We start from the raw sequence: 13,799 nt of genomic DNA, 5'->3' as shown, positions 1-13,799 counted from the left end.
ATATGAAAAGGGCCTCCGCTTTGGGAGGCCCTTTTGCCAGTGCCGTGACTGTCTGCCGCGATCAGTCGATCATCGGCAGCAGCTTGTTCACCGAGTCCTTGGCATCGCCGTAGAACATCCGGGTGTTGTCCTTGAAGAACAGCGGGTTCTCGATGCCCGAGTAGCCCGTGCCCTGCCCCCGCTTGGAAACAAACACCTGCTTGGCCTTCCACACCTCCAGCACGGGCATGCCCGCGATCGGGGAGTTGGGGTCATCCTGCGCGGCCGGGTTCACGATGTCGTTGGAGCCGATGACGATCACCACGTCGGTATCGGGGAAATCATCGTTGATCTCGTCCATCTCCAGCACGATGTCATAGGGCACCTTGGCCTCGGCCAGCAGCACGTTCATGTGCCCCGGCAGACGACCCGCGACCGGGTGGATCGCAAAGCGCACCTCCTTGCCGGCGGCGCGGAGCTTGCGGGTCAACTCGCTGACCGCCCCCTGCGCCTGCGCCACGGCCATGCCGTAGCCGGGAACGATCACCACCGAGTCCGCCTCGTTCAGCGCGGTTGCCACGCCATCGGCCTCGATCGCCACCTGCTCGCCTTCCACGGCCATCTGCTCGCCGCCCCCGCCGCCGAAGCCGCCGAGGATCACGCTCACGAAGTGCCGGTTCATCGCCTTGCACATGATGTAGCTGAGGATCGCGCCCGAGGAGCCCACCAGCGCACCGACCACGATGAGCAGGTCGTTGCCCAGCGAAAAGCCGATCGCCGCCGCCGCCCAGCCCGAGTAGCTGTTGAGCATCGACACCACCACCGGCATGTCGGCCCCGCCGATGCCCATGATGAGATGGTAGCCGATGAAGAGCGCCGCCAGGGTCATCAGGAAGAGCGGAAAGAACCCGCCGGTGTTCATGTACCAGATCAGGCAGATCACCGAGAGCGCCGCCGCGCCCGCGTTCAGCATATGCCCGCCCGGCAACTTGGTGGCCGCCGAGGTGACCTTGCCCGAGAGCTTGCCGAAGGCAATGACAGAGCCGGTGAAGGTGATCGCCCCGATGAACACGCCGAGGAAGAGCTCGACCGCGAGAATGTTCAGCTCGACCGGAGTTTTATGCGCCACGATGGAGGCAAAATAACCCAGCTCTTCACCATGGGCGCCATCGGCGGCGAGGCGGATGGTGAAATGCGCGTTGTAGCCCACGAACACCGCCGCAAGGCCGACGAGAGAGTGCATCGCCGCCACAAGCTGCGGCATTTCGGTCATCTGCACCTTGGTGGCCACCATGTAGCCAATGACCCCGCCGCCCGCGATGAGCAGCAGCGTCAGAAGCCAGAGGCCAGAGCCGGGGCCGATGAGCGTGGCCAGCACAGCCAGCCCCATGCCGACAATGCCGTACCAGACCGCCCGCTTGGCACTTTCCTGCCCCGAGAGGCCGCCCAGCGAGAGGATGAAGAGAACAGCGGCAACAACATAGGCCGCAGTGGTAAATCCGTAATCCATTGCTCCTGCCCCCTTACGATTTCTGGAACATGGCGAGCATGCGCCGGGTGACAAGGAAGCCGCCGAAGATGTTGATCCCGGCCATGAAGACCGAGAGCGCGGCGAGCAGAACCACGAGGAACGAGCTGGAGCCCATCTGCAACAGCGCCCCCACGATGATGATCGACGAGATCGCGTTGGTCACCGCCATCAGCGGCGTGTGCAGCGAGTGCGAGACATTCCAGATCACCTGGAAGCCCACGAAAACCGAAAGCACGAAGACGATGAAGTGCTGCATGAAGCTCGCCGGGGCCACCAGGCCTACGGCCAGAAGCAGCACCGCGCCCACGGTGATCAGCGTCACCTGTTGCTTGGTCTGCGCCTTGAAGGCCGCGGCCTCCTGCGCCTTCTTCTCCTCGGGCGTCAGCTCCTTGGGCTTTTCCTTCTTAACAGCCGCAATCGCCTGAACCTTCGGCGGTGGCGGCGGGAAGGTCACTTCGCCGCCGTGCGTTACCGTGGCGCCCCGGATCACGTCGTCTTCCATGTTGTGGTTGACGACGCCGTCCTTCTCGGGCGTCAGATCCGTCATCATGTGGCGGATGTTGGTGGCATAAAGCGTGGAGGATTGGGTGGCCATCCGGCTCGGGAAGTCGGTGTAGCCCACGATGGTCACGCCATTGTCGGTCACGATCTTCTCGTCGGCCTTGGTCAACTCGCAGTTGCCGCCGCGCTCGGCGGCCAGGTCCACGATCACCGAGCCGGGCTTCATCATCTCGACCATGTCCTTGGTCCAGAGCACCGGGGCGGGCCGGTTCGGGATCAGCGCGGTGCAGATCACGATGTCCATTTCGGGAGCAAGCTCTCGGAATTTCTCCAGCTGCTTTTCCCGGAACTCGGGGCTGGAGGGGGCCGCGTAGCCGCCTGTTGCCGCACCGTCCTGCGCCTCTTCGTCGAAATCGAGGAAGACGAACTCCGCGCCCATCGATTCGATCTGCTCGGCCACTTCGGGCCGCACGTCGAAGGCGTAGGTGATTGCGCCGAGGCTGGTGGAGGTGCCAATCGCGGCCAGACCGGCCACGCCGGCCCCCACCACGAGCACCTTCGCCGGGGGCACCTTGCCCGCCGCCGTGACCTGCCCGGTAAAGAAGCGGCCAAAGTTGTTGCCCGCTTCAATCACCGCGCGGTAGCCCGCGATATTGGCCATCGAGCTGAGCGCATCCATCTTCTGGGCGCGGCTGATGCGGGGCACCATCTCCATCGCCACAACGGTCGCGCCCTTATCGGCGAGCGCAGCCATCTGAAGCTCGTTCTCGGCCGGGGCGAAGAAGCTGATGAGCGTCTGGCCCTTCTTCAGCCGTTTGGCCTCGGCATCGGTGGGCACGCGGACCTTGGCGATCACATCGGCCTCTTTCCACAGCGCAGCGGCGGTTTTCACCACCGTCACGCCTGCCGCTTCATAGGCTTGATCCGAGAAGCCTGCGGCAGCACCCGCCCCGGCTTCGATCAGGCACTCATGGCCCAGTTTTTGCAGTTGTGTGGCCGACTCCGGAGTCATGGCCACGCGGTTCTCTCCCTTGAGAACCTCCTTGGGCGTTCCGATTTTCAACGGATTGTCCCCCTTCCGTTTATGTCGCGCGCGTTTTGCGCAGGCTGGCAGCGGCCTCTACCTATCACTTTGCGGAAATTTGTTACAACCAGAACCGGAACAGGCCACACAAAAGTCTAGGCCCAGCGCCTCACCCGCGCGGCCCAGGCCTCGAATTGCGGGCCAAACGCGCGGCGCAACCGGGCTTCCTCCGGGGCAATGAACCTGTCGGTGATGACCCAGACGAACAGCGGCAAGAGCACCACGAGAGCAAGCCACGCCCCCCAAAAGGCGCAGAACCCGGCGAGGATCATTGCGTCGCCAAGGTAGATAGGGTTGCGCGAGCGCCCGTAGACGCCACTGGTGATCAGCGCCTCAGCCTCGCGGTGGGGGATGATCGAGGTCTTCGCGCGGCGAAACTCCATGGAGGACAGCGCCAGCAACAAAAGCCCGCCGCCCACAAGCAGCCCGCCCAGCAGGTCGGTGGCCGGGTGCGACCATGTGAGGCCCGGAAAGCGGCTGGCCTGAACCCACGCGAGCGCGATGAAGAGCGCCAGCCAAAGGGGCGGCATGTCGAGCCAACTCAGCGCCGCGCGCCAGCCGGTCTTTCCTGATGGTCCTTGCATCACGTTTGCCCTTGTAGGTGGCCGTTCGCCGGGTGGGCCAATCTCCGGCCCCCGGCAGACCTGCGAAAAGCTCAGCCCACGCTCTTCAGCCCGGGCCGTGCGCCGCGCGCATGCCACTCGCGCACCGCGCAGCCGAAGGCCTCGAAGAGCGGGCGGCTCACCGGGTCTTCGGCGGCGTTGTATTCCGGGTGCCACTGCACCGAGAGCGTGAAACCCGGCGCATCGCGCACCACGATCGCCTCGGGGGTGCCATCGGGGGCCACGCCCTCGATCTGGATGCGCGGGCCGGGGTTCTTGATCCCCTGCCCGTGCAGCGTGTTGGTCATCACCTCGGTCGCGCCGAACACCTCGTGAAACTGGCTGCCCTCGGTGAGCGTCACCTTGTGGCGGAGGGCAAACTTCTCTTCCAGCGTGCCATCGGGCGGCATCCGATGGTTCATCCGGCCCGGCAACTCACGAATTTCGGGGTGCAGCGTGCTGCCCATGGCCACCGCCACCTCCTGAAAGCCACGGCAGATGCCAAGGAAAGGCTGGCCGTTTTCCACGCAGGCGCGGATCAGCGGCAGGGCAATGGCATCGCGGGCCCGGTCAAACGCGCCATGCGCCTCTGTCTCCGCCTCGCCATATTCTTCCGGGTGCACATTGGGCCGCCCGCCGGGAAAGACAAAGCCATCGCACATCTCCATCAGCTCGGGCACGCTCACGAAGCGCGGGTCGGCCGGGATGAGCACGGGCATCGCACCTGTCACCTGCGCCACGGCAGCGGAGTTCATCGTGCCGCCCGCATGAACCGGGTATTGGTCGTTCAACAGATGCGAGTTGCAGATGATACCGACGATGGGACGTTTCATGAGCGTGATCCTGCCATAAGCCTTGCCGTGATCATAGCTTTGCACGATCGGAGCTTAAAGCCGTGTATATGACTCAGCCGCGCACAGCCCTCCTGCCCCAACCTGCATAAGCGCGCGGCAGATTTTGGCCCCGGTGCCCGCTAAGCCTGCAACATTCCCCACAGCGCTGTGACGCAAAATGCGCCGCAAACTCACGCCCGCGCGACGAGGCTGAAACCTTCGCACACACGCCCGCGTGAACTGTGGTGAACGCGTTTTGCCGCAAGGTGCACCGGCTGACACAAGGGCAACATCGCTTCGGCTATGTCACAGGACATTTGCCATTCTGCTCAGGCGCAGCGCCCCTGCGGTGACTCTCACCCAAGACAAGAGCCGCTCAAACTCTTGTGATGCGCAGATGTGCACAGGGAGGGCGGCATCTTTTGCCGTTTTTCCAGCGGCTTGGATGACCCATCTCATAACCACCGCCAGCGAGCATCGGCGCTTTCGAACAGAGGGCGCATCGCCGGCACCACCGCAACCGCCCCACGGGGCCGCAACCATAATGCCCGAGAACGGGCAATCACCTACGTGATATCCTAAGGAGACACATCATGACCTTTACCAAAACTTCCATCCTCGCCCTGGCCGCAGCTGCCATCACTGCCCCCGCCTTTGCCGACAACGCCTCGCTTTCTGGCTCGGTCGGTGTTGAGCCCGGTGTTTACTCCATCGAGCAGCTGATCCAGCTGAAAGGCCTTGATGACGGCGACAACGCGCAGCGTCAGTACATCCTCGACAATCCCGAAGGCGCGAGCGCTGGCGTGTCTTCCAAGTCCGTCGTCGGTGGCGGCGCTGGTGCAGACAAGCTGGCGGCTTCCGTTGGCGTCGAGCCGGGCCTCTACTCGGTGGGCCAGCTGATCGGTCTGGCCGCTCTCGATGAAGGCGACAACGCCCAGCGTCAGTACATCCTCGAAAACCCCGAGGGTGCCAGCGCTGGCCTGTCTTCCAAGTCGGTCGTCGAGGGCAGCGCTGCTGCGAGCAAGCTGGCAGCTTCGGTTGGCGTCGAGCCGGGCCTCTACTCGGTGGATCAGCTGATCGGTCTGGCCGCTCTGGATGATGGCGACCAAGCTCAACGTGCCTACATCCTGAACAACCCGGCCTTCGGCAGCTAAGCGGCCCACCGGCCCTTGAAGGTTCTCCCCGGGGGCGCACGGATCATCGCGATCCGTGCGCCTTTTTTCTCTGCTCTAAGGCGGAGATGGCCCAAGCGCTACGCGGGTGAAAGCCATCAGCCCACAGGGGGCAAGGTCATCCGTGGCCAGCACGCCCAGCTGCGCCCCGACAAGCTGGCAACCGCAATGGGTGCAGCGCCGGCCAGTCTAATGCCTTGAAATAATTTAATAATAGAGATGGTCGCGGCGCGGCAGCCCGGCCTTCTATCCCGAGCCATCCGGCAGGCTTGCCCCCCCGACTCAACCTCTCCGGTTGTCTCCCAACTGGCGCGCGGCTTACCCCCGCGCGCCCTTTTTCGTGCCTTAGGCCTTAGCGCCTCAGCCCTTGGACTTTGCCTCGATCCGGCGGGCCTGAAGGATGTTTTGGGTGTAGCCCGAGGGCTCGTCGCGGCCTTTGAACACAAGGTCGCAAGCTGCCTGAAAGGCCACGCCGTCAAACCCCGGTGCCATCGGCTGGTAGGCCGGATCGCCCGCGTTTTGCTGATCGACCACGGCGGCCATTTTCTTGAGCGCCTCAAGCACCTGATCCTGGCTCACCACGTCATGCAGCATCCAGTTGGCCAGCGCCTGTGCGGAAATGCGCAGCGTGGCGCGGTCTTCCATCAGCGGCACGTCATGCACATCGGGCACTTTCGAGCAGCCAACCCCCTGATCGACCCAGCGTACAACATATCCCAATAGGCTCTGGCAGTTGTTCTCCAGCTCGGTCCGGATCTCGTCTCCCGGCAGCTCGCCCTCTTGCAGCGGAATTGTCAGCAGCTCATCGAGCGAATTGCGAAGCTGCCCCTTAGACTGCTCCGAAATCTCATAAAGCCGGGTAAACACGTCGGTCTCGTGATAGTGCGTCGCGTGCAGAACGGCGGCGGTGGGCGATGGCACCCACGCGCAGGTGCCGCCCTGCATCAGGTGGCCCTTCTTCTGCTCCAGCATCCCGGCCATATCGTCGGTCATGGCCCACATGCCCTTGCCGATCTGCGCCCGCCCCTTCAGCCCGCATTGCAGCGCAATGTCGACGTTGCGATCTTCATAGGCCTGAAGCCATGTGGCGGACTTCATCCGGCCTTTCGGCACCATCGGCCCGGCCTCGATGGAGGTGTGAATCTCGTCGCCAGTGCGATCAAGGAACCCGGTGTTGACGAAGGCAATCCGGCCCGCCGCGGCGGCGATACAGGCCTTGAGGTTGGCCGAGGTGCGGCGCTCCTCGTCCATGATGCCGATCTTGATGGTGTTCTTGCGCAGGCCCAGCACGGTTTCGACCGCCTCGAAGGTCTGGCAGACGAAGGCCACCTCCTCCGGTCCGTGCATCTTGGGCTTCACGATATATATAGAGCCCTTGGGCGAATTGCGCGGGCGCTCCTTGTCGGCCCCCATGATGTCATGCATGGCGCAGAGCGGGGTGATGAGCGCATCGAGCAGCCCCTCGGGCACGCGGTTGCCCTCCGGGTCCAGCACTGCATCGGTATACATCAGCAGGTCGACATTGCGCACCAGCATCAGCGAGCGGCCCTTCAGCAGCGCGGGGCGACCAGCCTTGCTTTCAAAGCCGATGTCGGGGTTCAGCTCGCGGATATAGGCGTTTTCGCCCTCGCCCACCGGCGCCGTCAGATCGCCCTTCATCAGGCCGAGCCAGTTGCGATAGGCCAGCAGCTTGTCATCTGCGTCCACCACGGCCACGGAATCTTCCATATCCATGATCGTCGAGGCGGCGGCCTCAAGGAAGATATCGGCAATGCCCGCAGGGTCGGCCTTGCCGATGGGGTCGGCGCGGTCGATGAACATGACGATGTGCAGGCCGTTGGCGCGGAAGTAGATGTCCGTGAGCTTGCCCTTCTCGTCGCGGTTGCAGCCCGCGTATTGGTCGGGGTCGGCCAGCTCGGTCGAGTTTTTGCCGGCAATCACCATCAGCTTGCCCTGCCCGCCCGGTGCCATGGTGGAAACCTCGGCCCAGCTGCCCTTTTTCAGCGGCAGCACCTTGTTGAGATGGGCCTTGGCCCAAGCCACAACCTCTTTGCCACGGGCCTCGTCATAGCCGCCAGCAGACGGCAGCGAGCCCATCGCGTTAGTGCCGTAAAGCGCATCATAGAGCGAACCCCAGCGGGCGTTGGCGGCATTGAGCGCAAAGCGGGCGTTGGTGATTGGCACCACCAGTTGCGGGGCGCAGACCGAAGAGATCTCGGGGTCGATCCCTTCGGGCTCCACCGAAACCTCCTCGGGCTCTTCCACGAGGTAGCCGATCTCGGTGAGCATCGCCTTATAGGCCTCCATATCGGGCGCACCCCGATTGGCCATGTGGAAGGCGTCGATTTTCTCCTGAAGTTCCTGCCGCTTGGCCAGCAGCGCGGCGTTCTTGGGGCCGAAGGCCTTGACCAGCGCAGCCATCGCGGCCCAGACCGCCTCGGCCTCTACGCCAGTGCCCGGCACAGCCTCGTTTTCCACGAAAGCGGCCAAGTCTGCAGTCCACTGCAGCCCGGCTTTCTCAATGCGGTCGGTCATGTAATTGTCCCTGTTCTCAAATCTGCGGCTTCGGCTCTGCCGCGGATGTCAGACTAGGCCAAATGCGAGGGTGTCGCAATCTGGCCCAGCCCATTTCGCAGCGCGATGCGAGAACGGGACGGACAGGCTCAGTCGGCTGCGGGTGCGACGACGCCGCCTTCGGGGGTGGCATTGCGCGGCGTGTTGCCTTCCTCGGCAGACCAGGTGAGCCAGGCTGCAATGGCCAGAACGCCCACCAGCACGGCAGCGCCGATGCCCAGCAGCGGGGCGGAATGATTTTTGGTTTGCTTCTCGATGTTGGTGTCGGGAGCCGACATGGGGTTTCCTCTCTCGTTGCAGGTTGGTGCCGCCATAGAGGCACCCTAGGGCTCGGGGTTAGACCGGTTGCTGAGCCCGCTTCAGGGGCATAACGTCCGGGCACCGAGTTTGGTTCATTTCCCCGCAGGAGCCCCATGAAAGACGCCGCCCCCCAGCCCGTTCGCCTTGCCGAATACACGCCCTTTCCCTTCCTCGTTGAGCAGGTTGAGCTCTGGTTCACCCTTGCGGGGGCCGAAACGCGGGTGCGCTCGAAGATCCGCTTTGCGCCCAACCCGGCGGCGGACCCGGCGGGCGAGATCTTTTTGCACGGCAAGGAGCTTGAGCTGATTTCGGCGCGGATCGACGGGGCCGAGGTTGCGCCCGTGGTCACGCCGAAAGGCTTGACCTGCCCGGTGCCCTCTGGTGCCTTTTTGTGGGAAGCGGAGGTGCAGATTGACCCGACGACAAACACCTCGCTCGACGGGCTCTACACCTCGGGCGGGATGTATTGCACCCAATGCGAGGCGGAGGGGTTTCGCAAGATCACCTTCTACCCTGACCGCCCCGATGTGATGGCCCCCTTCCGGGTGCATATCAAGAGCGACGCGCCGGTTCAGCTTTCCAACGGCAACCCGGTGGAGCCGGGCGTGTGGGACGACCCGTGGCCCAAACCGGCCTATCTCTTCGCGCTGGTGGCGGGCGATCTGCGTGCCTTTTCCAGCGATTTCAAAACCATGTCGGGCCGGGATGTGGAGTTGAACATCTGGGTGCGCCCCGGCGACGAATCCCGCGCCGAATATGCGATGGACGCGCTGAAACGCTCGATGACATGGGACGAAGAGGTCTATGGCCGCGAGTATGACCTCGACGTCTTCAACATCGTTGCGGTGGATGACTTCAACATGGGCGCGATGGAGAACAAGGGCCTCAACATCTTCAATTCAAAGTATGTTCTGGCCTCGCCCGAAACTGCGACTGACACCGATTACGACTTTATCGAAGGCATCATCGCCCACGAGTACTTCCACAACTGGACGGGCAACCGCATCACCTGCCGCGACTGGTTTCAGCTTTGCCTGAAGGAGGGGCTGACGGTGTTCCGCGACCAGCAGTTCAGCTCCGACATGCGCGGCGCGGCGGTGAAGCGGATCACCGAGGTGATGCAGCTGCGCGCCCGCCAGTTCCGCGAGGATCAGGGGCCGCTGGCGCATCCGGTTCGGCCGGAGGAATACATCGAGATCAACAACTTCTACACCGCGACCGTCTATGAAAAGGGCGCGGAGGTGATCCATATGCTGCGGGCCTTGGTGGGGCCCGAGGGCTACGCCAAGGCGCTTGATCTCTATTTTGAGCGGCACGATGGCGATGCGGCAACCATCGAGGATTGGCTGAAGGTCTTCGAGGATGCCACCGGGCGCGACCTGACGCAGTTTTCGCGCTGGTATTCGCAGGCGGGCACGCCCCGGCTCACGCTGAACGAAAGCTTCAAGGACGGCACGCTAACCCTTGATTTTGCGCAAGAAACCAAGCCGACACCAGGCCAGCCAGAGAAGAAGCCGCAGGTGATCCCGATTGCGGTGGGGCTCATCGGTCCGAACGGCGACGAGGTGGTGGAAACCCGCGTTCTGGAGATGAACAGAGCGCGACAGAGCTTTGAATTCACCGGGCTTTCCGCCAAACCCGTCGCCTCCGTCCTGCGTGGCTTCTCCGCGCCCGTTGTGCTGGAACGCCAGCTTGATAATGCCACCCGCGCCTTCCTGCTCGCCCATGATACCGACCCGTTCAACCGCTGGGAGGCGGGCCGTGTGCTGGGCAAGGAAGTGCTTACCCGCATGGTCACCGAAGGTGCCTCACCCTCGCCCGATCTGCTCAGCGGCCTGCACCGCGTTGTCTCGGACGATAGCCTTGATCCGGCCTATCGGGCGCTGATGCTGGGGCTGCCCTCGGAAGATGACCTTGCTCAAACGCTTTTCGATAGCGGCCATGTGCCCGACCCGACGATGATTCACGCCGCGCGTGAAAGGCTGATGGAGGCGATGGCGACCGAGATGGAGCCTACCCTCGCTAGGCTTTATGAAGAAATGGAAACCTCCGCGCCCTACTCGCCCGCTGCGACGGATGCGGGCAAGCGCGCGCTGCGCACCGCCTGCCTTGGGCTGCTCTCACGGCTGGATGGCTGCACGCGGGCGATGGCGCTCTTCGAGGCGGCCGACAACATGACCGAAGAGCTTGCCGCGCTGGCGGTGCTGACCCGCCACGGCAAGGGCGACGCGGCGCTGGCGGCCTTCTATGAAAAGTGGCGGGGCGACCGGCTGGTGATGGACAAGTGGTTTATGCTGCAGGTCATGCAGGCCCCGCCCGAGCGGATGGCAGAAGTTGCCAAGAGCCTGACGGAGCACGCGGATTTCGACTGGAAAAACCCCAACCGCTTCCGCTCTGTGCTGGGGGCGATGCAGGCCAACCCTGCGGGCTTTCACCGGCCTGACGGCGCGGCCTACCGGCTTTATGCCGACTGGCTGATCCGACTCGATCCGCTGAACCCGCAAACAACCGCGCGGATGACCACGGCCTTTGAAGCATGGGCCCGATACGACGAGGACCGCCAGCAGATGATCCGTGCCGAATTGGAGCGGATCGCGGCGCTGGAGGGGCTTTCGGAGAACACCGGCGAGATGGTGGGGCGGATCCTCGGCTAGGATGTCATCCTTGGGCCTGACCCGAGGATGACGGCTCAGCTCTTCGTCGGACGCGGCTTTGGACGCATGGAGGAGAGCGGGCGGCAGTAGCTTTGGCGGCGGGTATAGGCCGCTATGTCCGCCCGTTTCTTGCGGTAGACCATCGGCCCCCAATCCGCCGCGACGCCGCCCTTGCCCGAAGCCCCCACCTCACCGTCGCGCCGCACCGTCCGCGTCATGATCCGGATCGCGCAGCTGAGGTTGGTTGGCCCATGCAGCAGCGCAGCGCCGCTACGGGCGCGGCAGCCGTAGAGCCGGGCGGTAGAGGGGGTGATTTGCAGCAACCCGTGCCAGCGCCCGCCGCCGCCGACCGCATGGGCGCGATAGGTGCTTTCGTGCTTGGCGAGGGCCGAGAGAAAGCCAACCCAGAATTCCGCCCGCTTCTCAACAGGATGCGCGGCGTAGCTCGGGCACCATGTTTCGATATCGCGGGGCACGAACTCCAGCAGCGGGCGGCCATGCGCCTTGAGCGCCGATATGGCCGCGCGGGTCCAGATGGTGCTGCCGGGCACGCTCTCCCAGCGGGTGCGCGGCAGGGTTGCGGGCCTTGCCCGGGGGCGCAGGCGGGTGACACGCGGCACCGCGGGCGTGACCCCTTCAGGAAGCACCCCGCCCATGGCCGAGATGCGCGGCAAGGGCCGCAGCGCGGGCGCTTCGGCCAGCGTGGCACCGGGCAGCAGTGCGGCGAGCGCTGCGGCAAGGATTGGTAAAGAGCCCCTCATCACCGGCAATCAGTGCGCATTTGCAAGGGCTTAGCAAGGGGTCTGAAGGTTGATACCCGGCTGATTGATGCCGATGCGGAAACAGTTTTGCGCCCAACAGGCGGATTTTGCCCTTCTTATAGCACAATTCTATCACCCGGCCCCGCGCCGCACCCATCTTGCCGCGCTTGCCCTAAATCCGCGTAAACCCACCGCCTTGCCCCCTTCTGCGCAAGGGCCTAGAAGGGCCTGAAACAGCCGCGGAGTTCCCCATGCTCGACCTCACATATGAAGCCCCCAAGCCCAAGATCATCTCCGGCGCGACCGGCGACTGGGAGTTGGTGATCGGGATGGAAGTGCATGCGCAGGTCTCGACCAAGGCCAAGCTCTTCAGCGGCGCGAGCACCCAGTTTGGCGCCGAGCCTAACAGCAATGTGGCCTTCGTGGACGCCGGGATGCCCGGGATGCTGCCGGTCATCAACGAAGGCTGCGTGGCGCTGGCGGTGAAGACCGGGCTGGGCCTGAAGGCCGAGATCAACCTGCGCTCTGCCTTTGACCGGAAGAACTACTTTTATCCCGATCTTCCGCAGGGTTATCAGATCAGCCAGCTCTATCACCCGATCGTCGGTGAGGGCGAAGTGCTGGTGGAGATGGGCGAAGGCGTGGCCCGCAAGGTGCGCATCGAGCGCATCCATCTGGAGCAGGATGCGGGCAAGTCGATCCACGACATGGACCCGAACATGAGCTTCGTAGACCTCAACCGCACCGGCGTGGCGCTGATGGAGATCGTCTCCCGCCCCGACATTCGCGGCCCCGAAGAGGCCGCCGCCTATATCGCCAAGCTGCGCCAGATCCTGCGCTACCTCGGCACCTGCGACGGCAACATGCAAAACGGCAACCTGCGGGCGGATGTGAACGTGTCTGTCTGCAAGCCGGGGCAGTATGAGAAGTACATGGAAACGCAGGATTTCTCGCATCTCGGCACGCGCTGCGAGATCAAGAACATGAACTCCATGCGGTTCATCCAGGCTGCGATTGACCATGAGGCCAAGCGCCAGATCGCGATTCTGGAAGATGGCGGGAGTATTGATCAGGAGACGCGCCTTTACGACGCCGACAAGAACGAGACCCGCTCGATGCGCTCCAAGGAAGAGGCGCATGATTACCGCTACTTCCCCGATCCCGACCTGCTGCCGCTGGAGATCGAGCAGGACTGGGTGGACGATATCGAGGCCTCCTTGCCCGAACTGCCCGACGCCAAGAAGGCGCGGTTTATCGGGGATTTCGGGCTGAGCGACTATGACGCGAGCGTTCTGACCGCCGAGGTGGAAGCTGCTGATTTCTTTGAGAAAGCCGCCGAGGGCCGTGACGGCAAGCTGGCCGCCAACTGGATCATCAACGAGCTCTATGGCCGCCTCAAGAAAGACGAGAAGGAGCTTGCCGACAGCCCGGTGAGCCCGGCGCAGATCGGCCAGATCATCGACCTTATCAAATCGGATGCCATCAGCGGCAAGATCGCCAAGGATGTCTTTGAAATCTGCTACACCACGGGCCGCGAGCCGGAGGAGATTGTCGAGACCGAAGGCATGAAGCAGGTCACCGATACCGGCGCCATCGAGGCCGCCGTCGATGAGGTGATTGCCGCCAATCCGGGCCAGGTGGAGAAGGCCAAGGCCAACCCCAAGCTGGCGGGCTGGTTCGTTGGGCAGGTGATGAAGGCGACGGGCGGCAAGGCCAACCCGAAGGCGGTGAACCAGCTGGTTTCTGCCAAGCTGGGGCTATAACCGGCGTCAATCAGCGACTGCCTATAACAAAAGTTGATATGCAAA

Annotated in this window: 10 protein-coding genes; 3 read left to right on the top strand and 7 right to left on the bottom strand. The window is 63.7% G+C overall.

Translation table 11 applies throughout. The features are described 5' to 3' along the window. Positions 1–61 precede the first annotated feature (61 nt). The 4 genes from ACXAG6_RS10030 to ACXAG6_RS10015 form a co-directional block, all read right to left on the bottom strand. A complete protein-coding gene (locus ACXAG6_RS10030; RefSeq protein WP_475337331.1) occupies positions 62–1,489 on the bottom strand; it encodes an NAD(P)(+) transhydrogenase (Re/Si-specific) subunit beta in 1,428 nt (475 codons plus the stop codon). 13 nt (positions 1,490–1,502) lie between these two features. Next, positions 1,503–3,074, bottom strand: coding sequence for a Re/Si-specific NAD(P)(+) transhydrogenase subunit alpha (locus tag ACXAG6_RS10025; protein ID WP_475337330.1), 1,572 nt, complete (start codon positions 3,072–3,074; stop codon positions 1,503–1,505). A 116-nt stretch (positions 3,075–3,190) separates the two neighbouring features. Beyond that, entirely contained in the window at positions 3,191–3,679 is a 489-nt protein-coding gene (locus ACXAG6_RS10020) for a methyltransferase family protein (protein WP_475337329.1), read from the bottom strand. A 71-nt stretch (positions 3,680–3,750) separates the two neighbouring features. Further along, positions 3,751–4,530 carry a gamma-glutamyl-gamma-aminobutyrate hydrolase family protein gene (locus ACXAG6_RS10015; RefSeq protein ID WP_475337328.1) on the bottom strand — a complete coding sequence of 260 codons (780 nt, stop codon included), beginning with the start codon at positions 4,528–4,530 and terminating at the stop codon, positions 3,751–3,753. Positions 4,531–5,123: 593 nt separating this feature from the next. Between ACXAG6_RS10015 and ACXAG6_RS10010 the strand changes: the two genes are divergently transcribed. Next, positions 5,124–5,684: a hypothetical protein gene (locus ACXAG6_RS10010; RefSeq protein ID WP_475337326.1), complete on the top strand. Its 561-nt coding sequence runs from the start codon at positions 5,124–5,126 to the stop codon at positions 5,682–5,684. Positions 5,685–6,062: 378 nt separating this feature from the next. On the opposite strand, the gene ACXAG6_RS10005 is transcribed toward ACXAG6_RS10010, so the two are convergent. Together ACXAG6_RS10005 and ACXAG6_RS10000 are read right to left on the bottom strand one after the other, a co-directional pair. After that, positions 6,063–8,237 (bottom strand): malate synthase G, encoded by a 2,175-nt coding sequence (locus tag ACXAG6_RS10005; RefSeq protein ID WP_475337325.1) that lies wholly within the window; start codon positions 8,235–8,237, stop codon positions 6,063–6,065. A gap of 128 nt (positions 8,238–8,365) precedes the next feature. After that, positions 8,366–8,554, bottom strand: a complete 189-nt coding sequence (locus tag ACXAG6_RS10000; protein ID WP_475337324.1) for a hypothetical protein — start codon at positions 8,552–8,554, stop codon at positions 8,366–8,368. A 135-nt stretch (positions 8,555–8,689) separates the two neighbouring features. On the opposite strand from ACXAG6_RS10000, the gene pepN reads away from it, so the two are divergent. After that, the gene (pepN, locus tag ACXAG6_RS09995) at positions 8,690–11,230 is read left to right on the top strand and encodes an aminopeptidase N (protein WP_475337322.1); all 2,541 of its coding nucleotides are present in this window, start codon (positions 8,690–8,692) and stop codon (positions 11,228–11,230) included. A gap of 35 nt (positions 11,231–11,265) precedes the next feature. Here pepN and ACXAG6_RS09990 read toward each other — a convergent pair whose 3' ends face one another. Further along, on the bottom strand, positions 11,266–11,991 hold the full coding sequence (locus ACXAG6_RS09990) for a transglycosylase SLT domain-containing protein (protein ID WP_475337320.1): 726 nt from the start codon (positions 11,989–11,991) through the stop codon (positions 11,266–11,268). A gap of 251 nt (positions 11,992–12,242) precedes the next feature. Between ACXAG6_RS09990 and gatB the strand changes: the two genes are divergently transcribed. Further along, a complete protein-coding gene (gene gatB, locus ACXAG6_RS09985) occupies positions 12,243–13,754 on the top strand; it encodes an Asp-tRNA(Asn)/Glu-tRNA(Gln) amidotransferase subunit GatB (RefSeq protein ID WP_475337319.1) in 1,512 nt (503 codons plus the stop codon). The last annotated feature ends 45 nt before the right edge of the window (positions 13,755–13,799 follow it).

The organism is Vannielia sp. ABF1_015 (genome assembly GCF_056160745.1).
The sequence above is the reverse complement of the archived record's forward strand: the minus strand, read 5'-3'. Positions and strand labels throughout refer to the sequence as shown.

Excerpts from the sequence above, each read along its gene's own strand:
- ACXAG6_RS10030 (WP_475337331.1), bottom strand. The coding sequence starts at position 1,489 with ATGGATTACGGATTTACCACTGCGGCCTATGTTGTTGCCGCTGTTCTC.
- ACXAG6_RS10020 (WP_475337329.1), bottom strand. The coding sequence starts at position 3,679 with ATGCAAGGACCATCAGGAAAGACCGGCTGGCGCGCGGCGCTGAGTTGG.
- ACXAG6_RS10015 (WP_475337328.1), bottom strand. The coding sequence starts at position 4,530 with ATGAAACGTCCCATCGTCGGTATCATCTGCAACTCGCATCTGTTGAAC.
- ACXAG6_RS10010 (WP_475337326.1), top strand. The coding sequence starts at position 5,124 with ATGACCTTTACCAAAACTTCCATCCTCGCCCTGGCCGCAGCTGCCATC.
- ACXAG6_RS10005 (WP_475337325.1), bottom strand. The coding sequence starts at position 8,237 with ATGACCGACCGCATTGAGAAAGCCGGGCTGCAGTGGACTGCAGACTTG.
- ACXAG6_RS10000 (WP_475337324.1), bottom strand. The coding sequence starts at position 8,554 with ATGTCGGCTCCCGACACCAACATCGAGAAGCAAACCAAAAATCATTCC.
- pepN (WP_475337322.1), top strand. The coding sequence starts at position 8,690 with ATGAAAGACGCCGCCCCCCAGCCCGTTCGCCTTGCCGAATACACGCCC.
- ACXAG6_RS09990 (WP_475337320.1), bottom strand. The coding sequence starts at position 11,991 with ATGAGGGGCTCTTTACCAATCCTTGCCGCAGCGCTCGCCGCACTGCTG.
- gatB (WP_475337319.1), top strand. The coding sequence starts at position 12,243 with ATGCTCGACCTCACATATGAAGCCCCCAAGCCCAAGATCATCTCCGGC.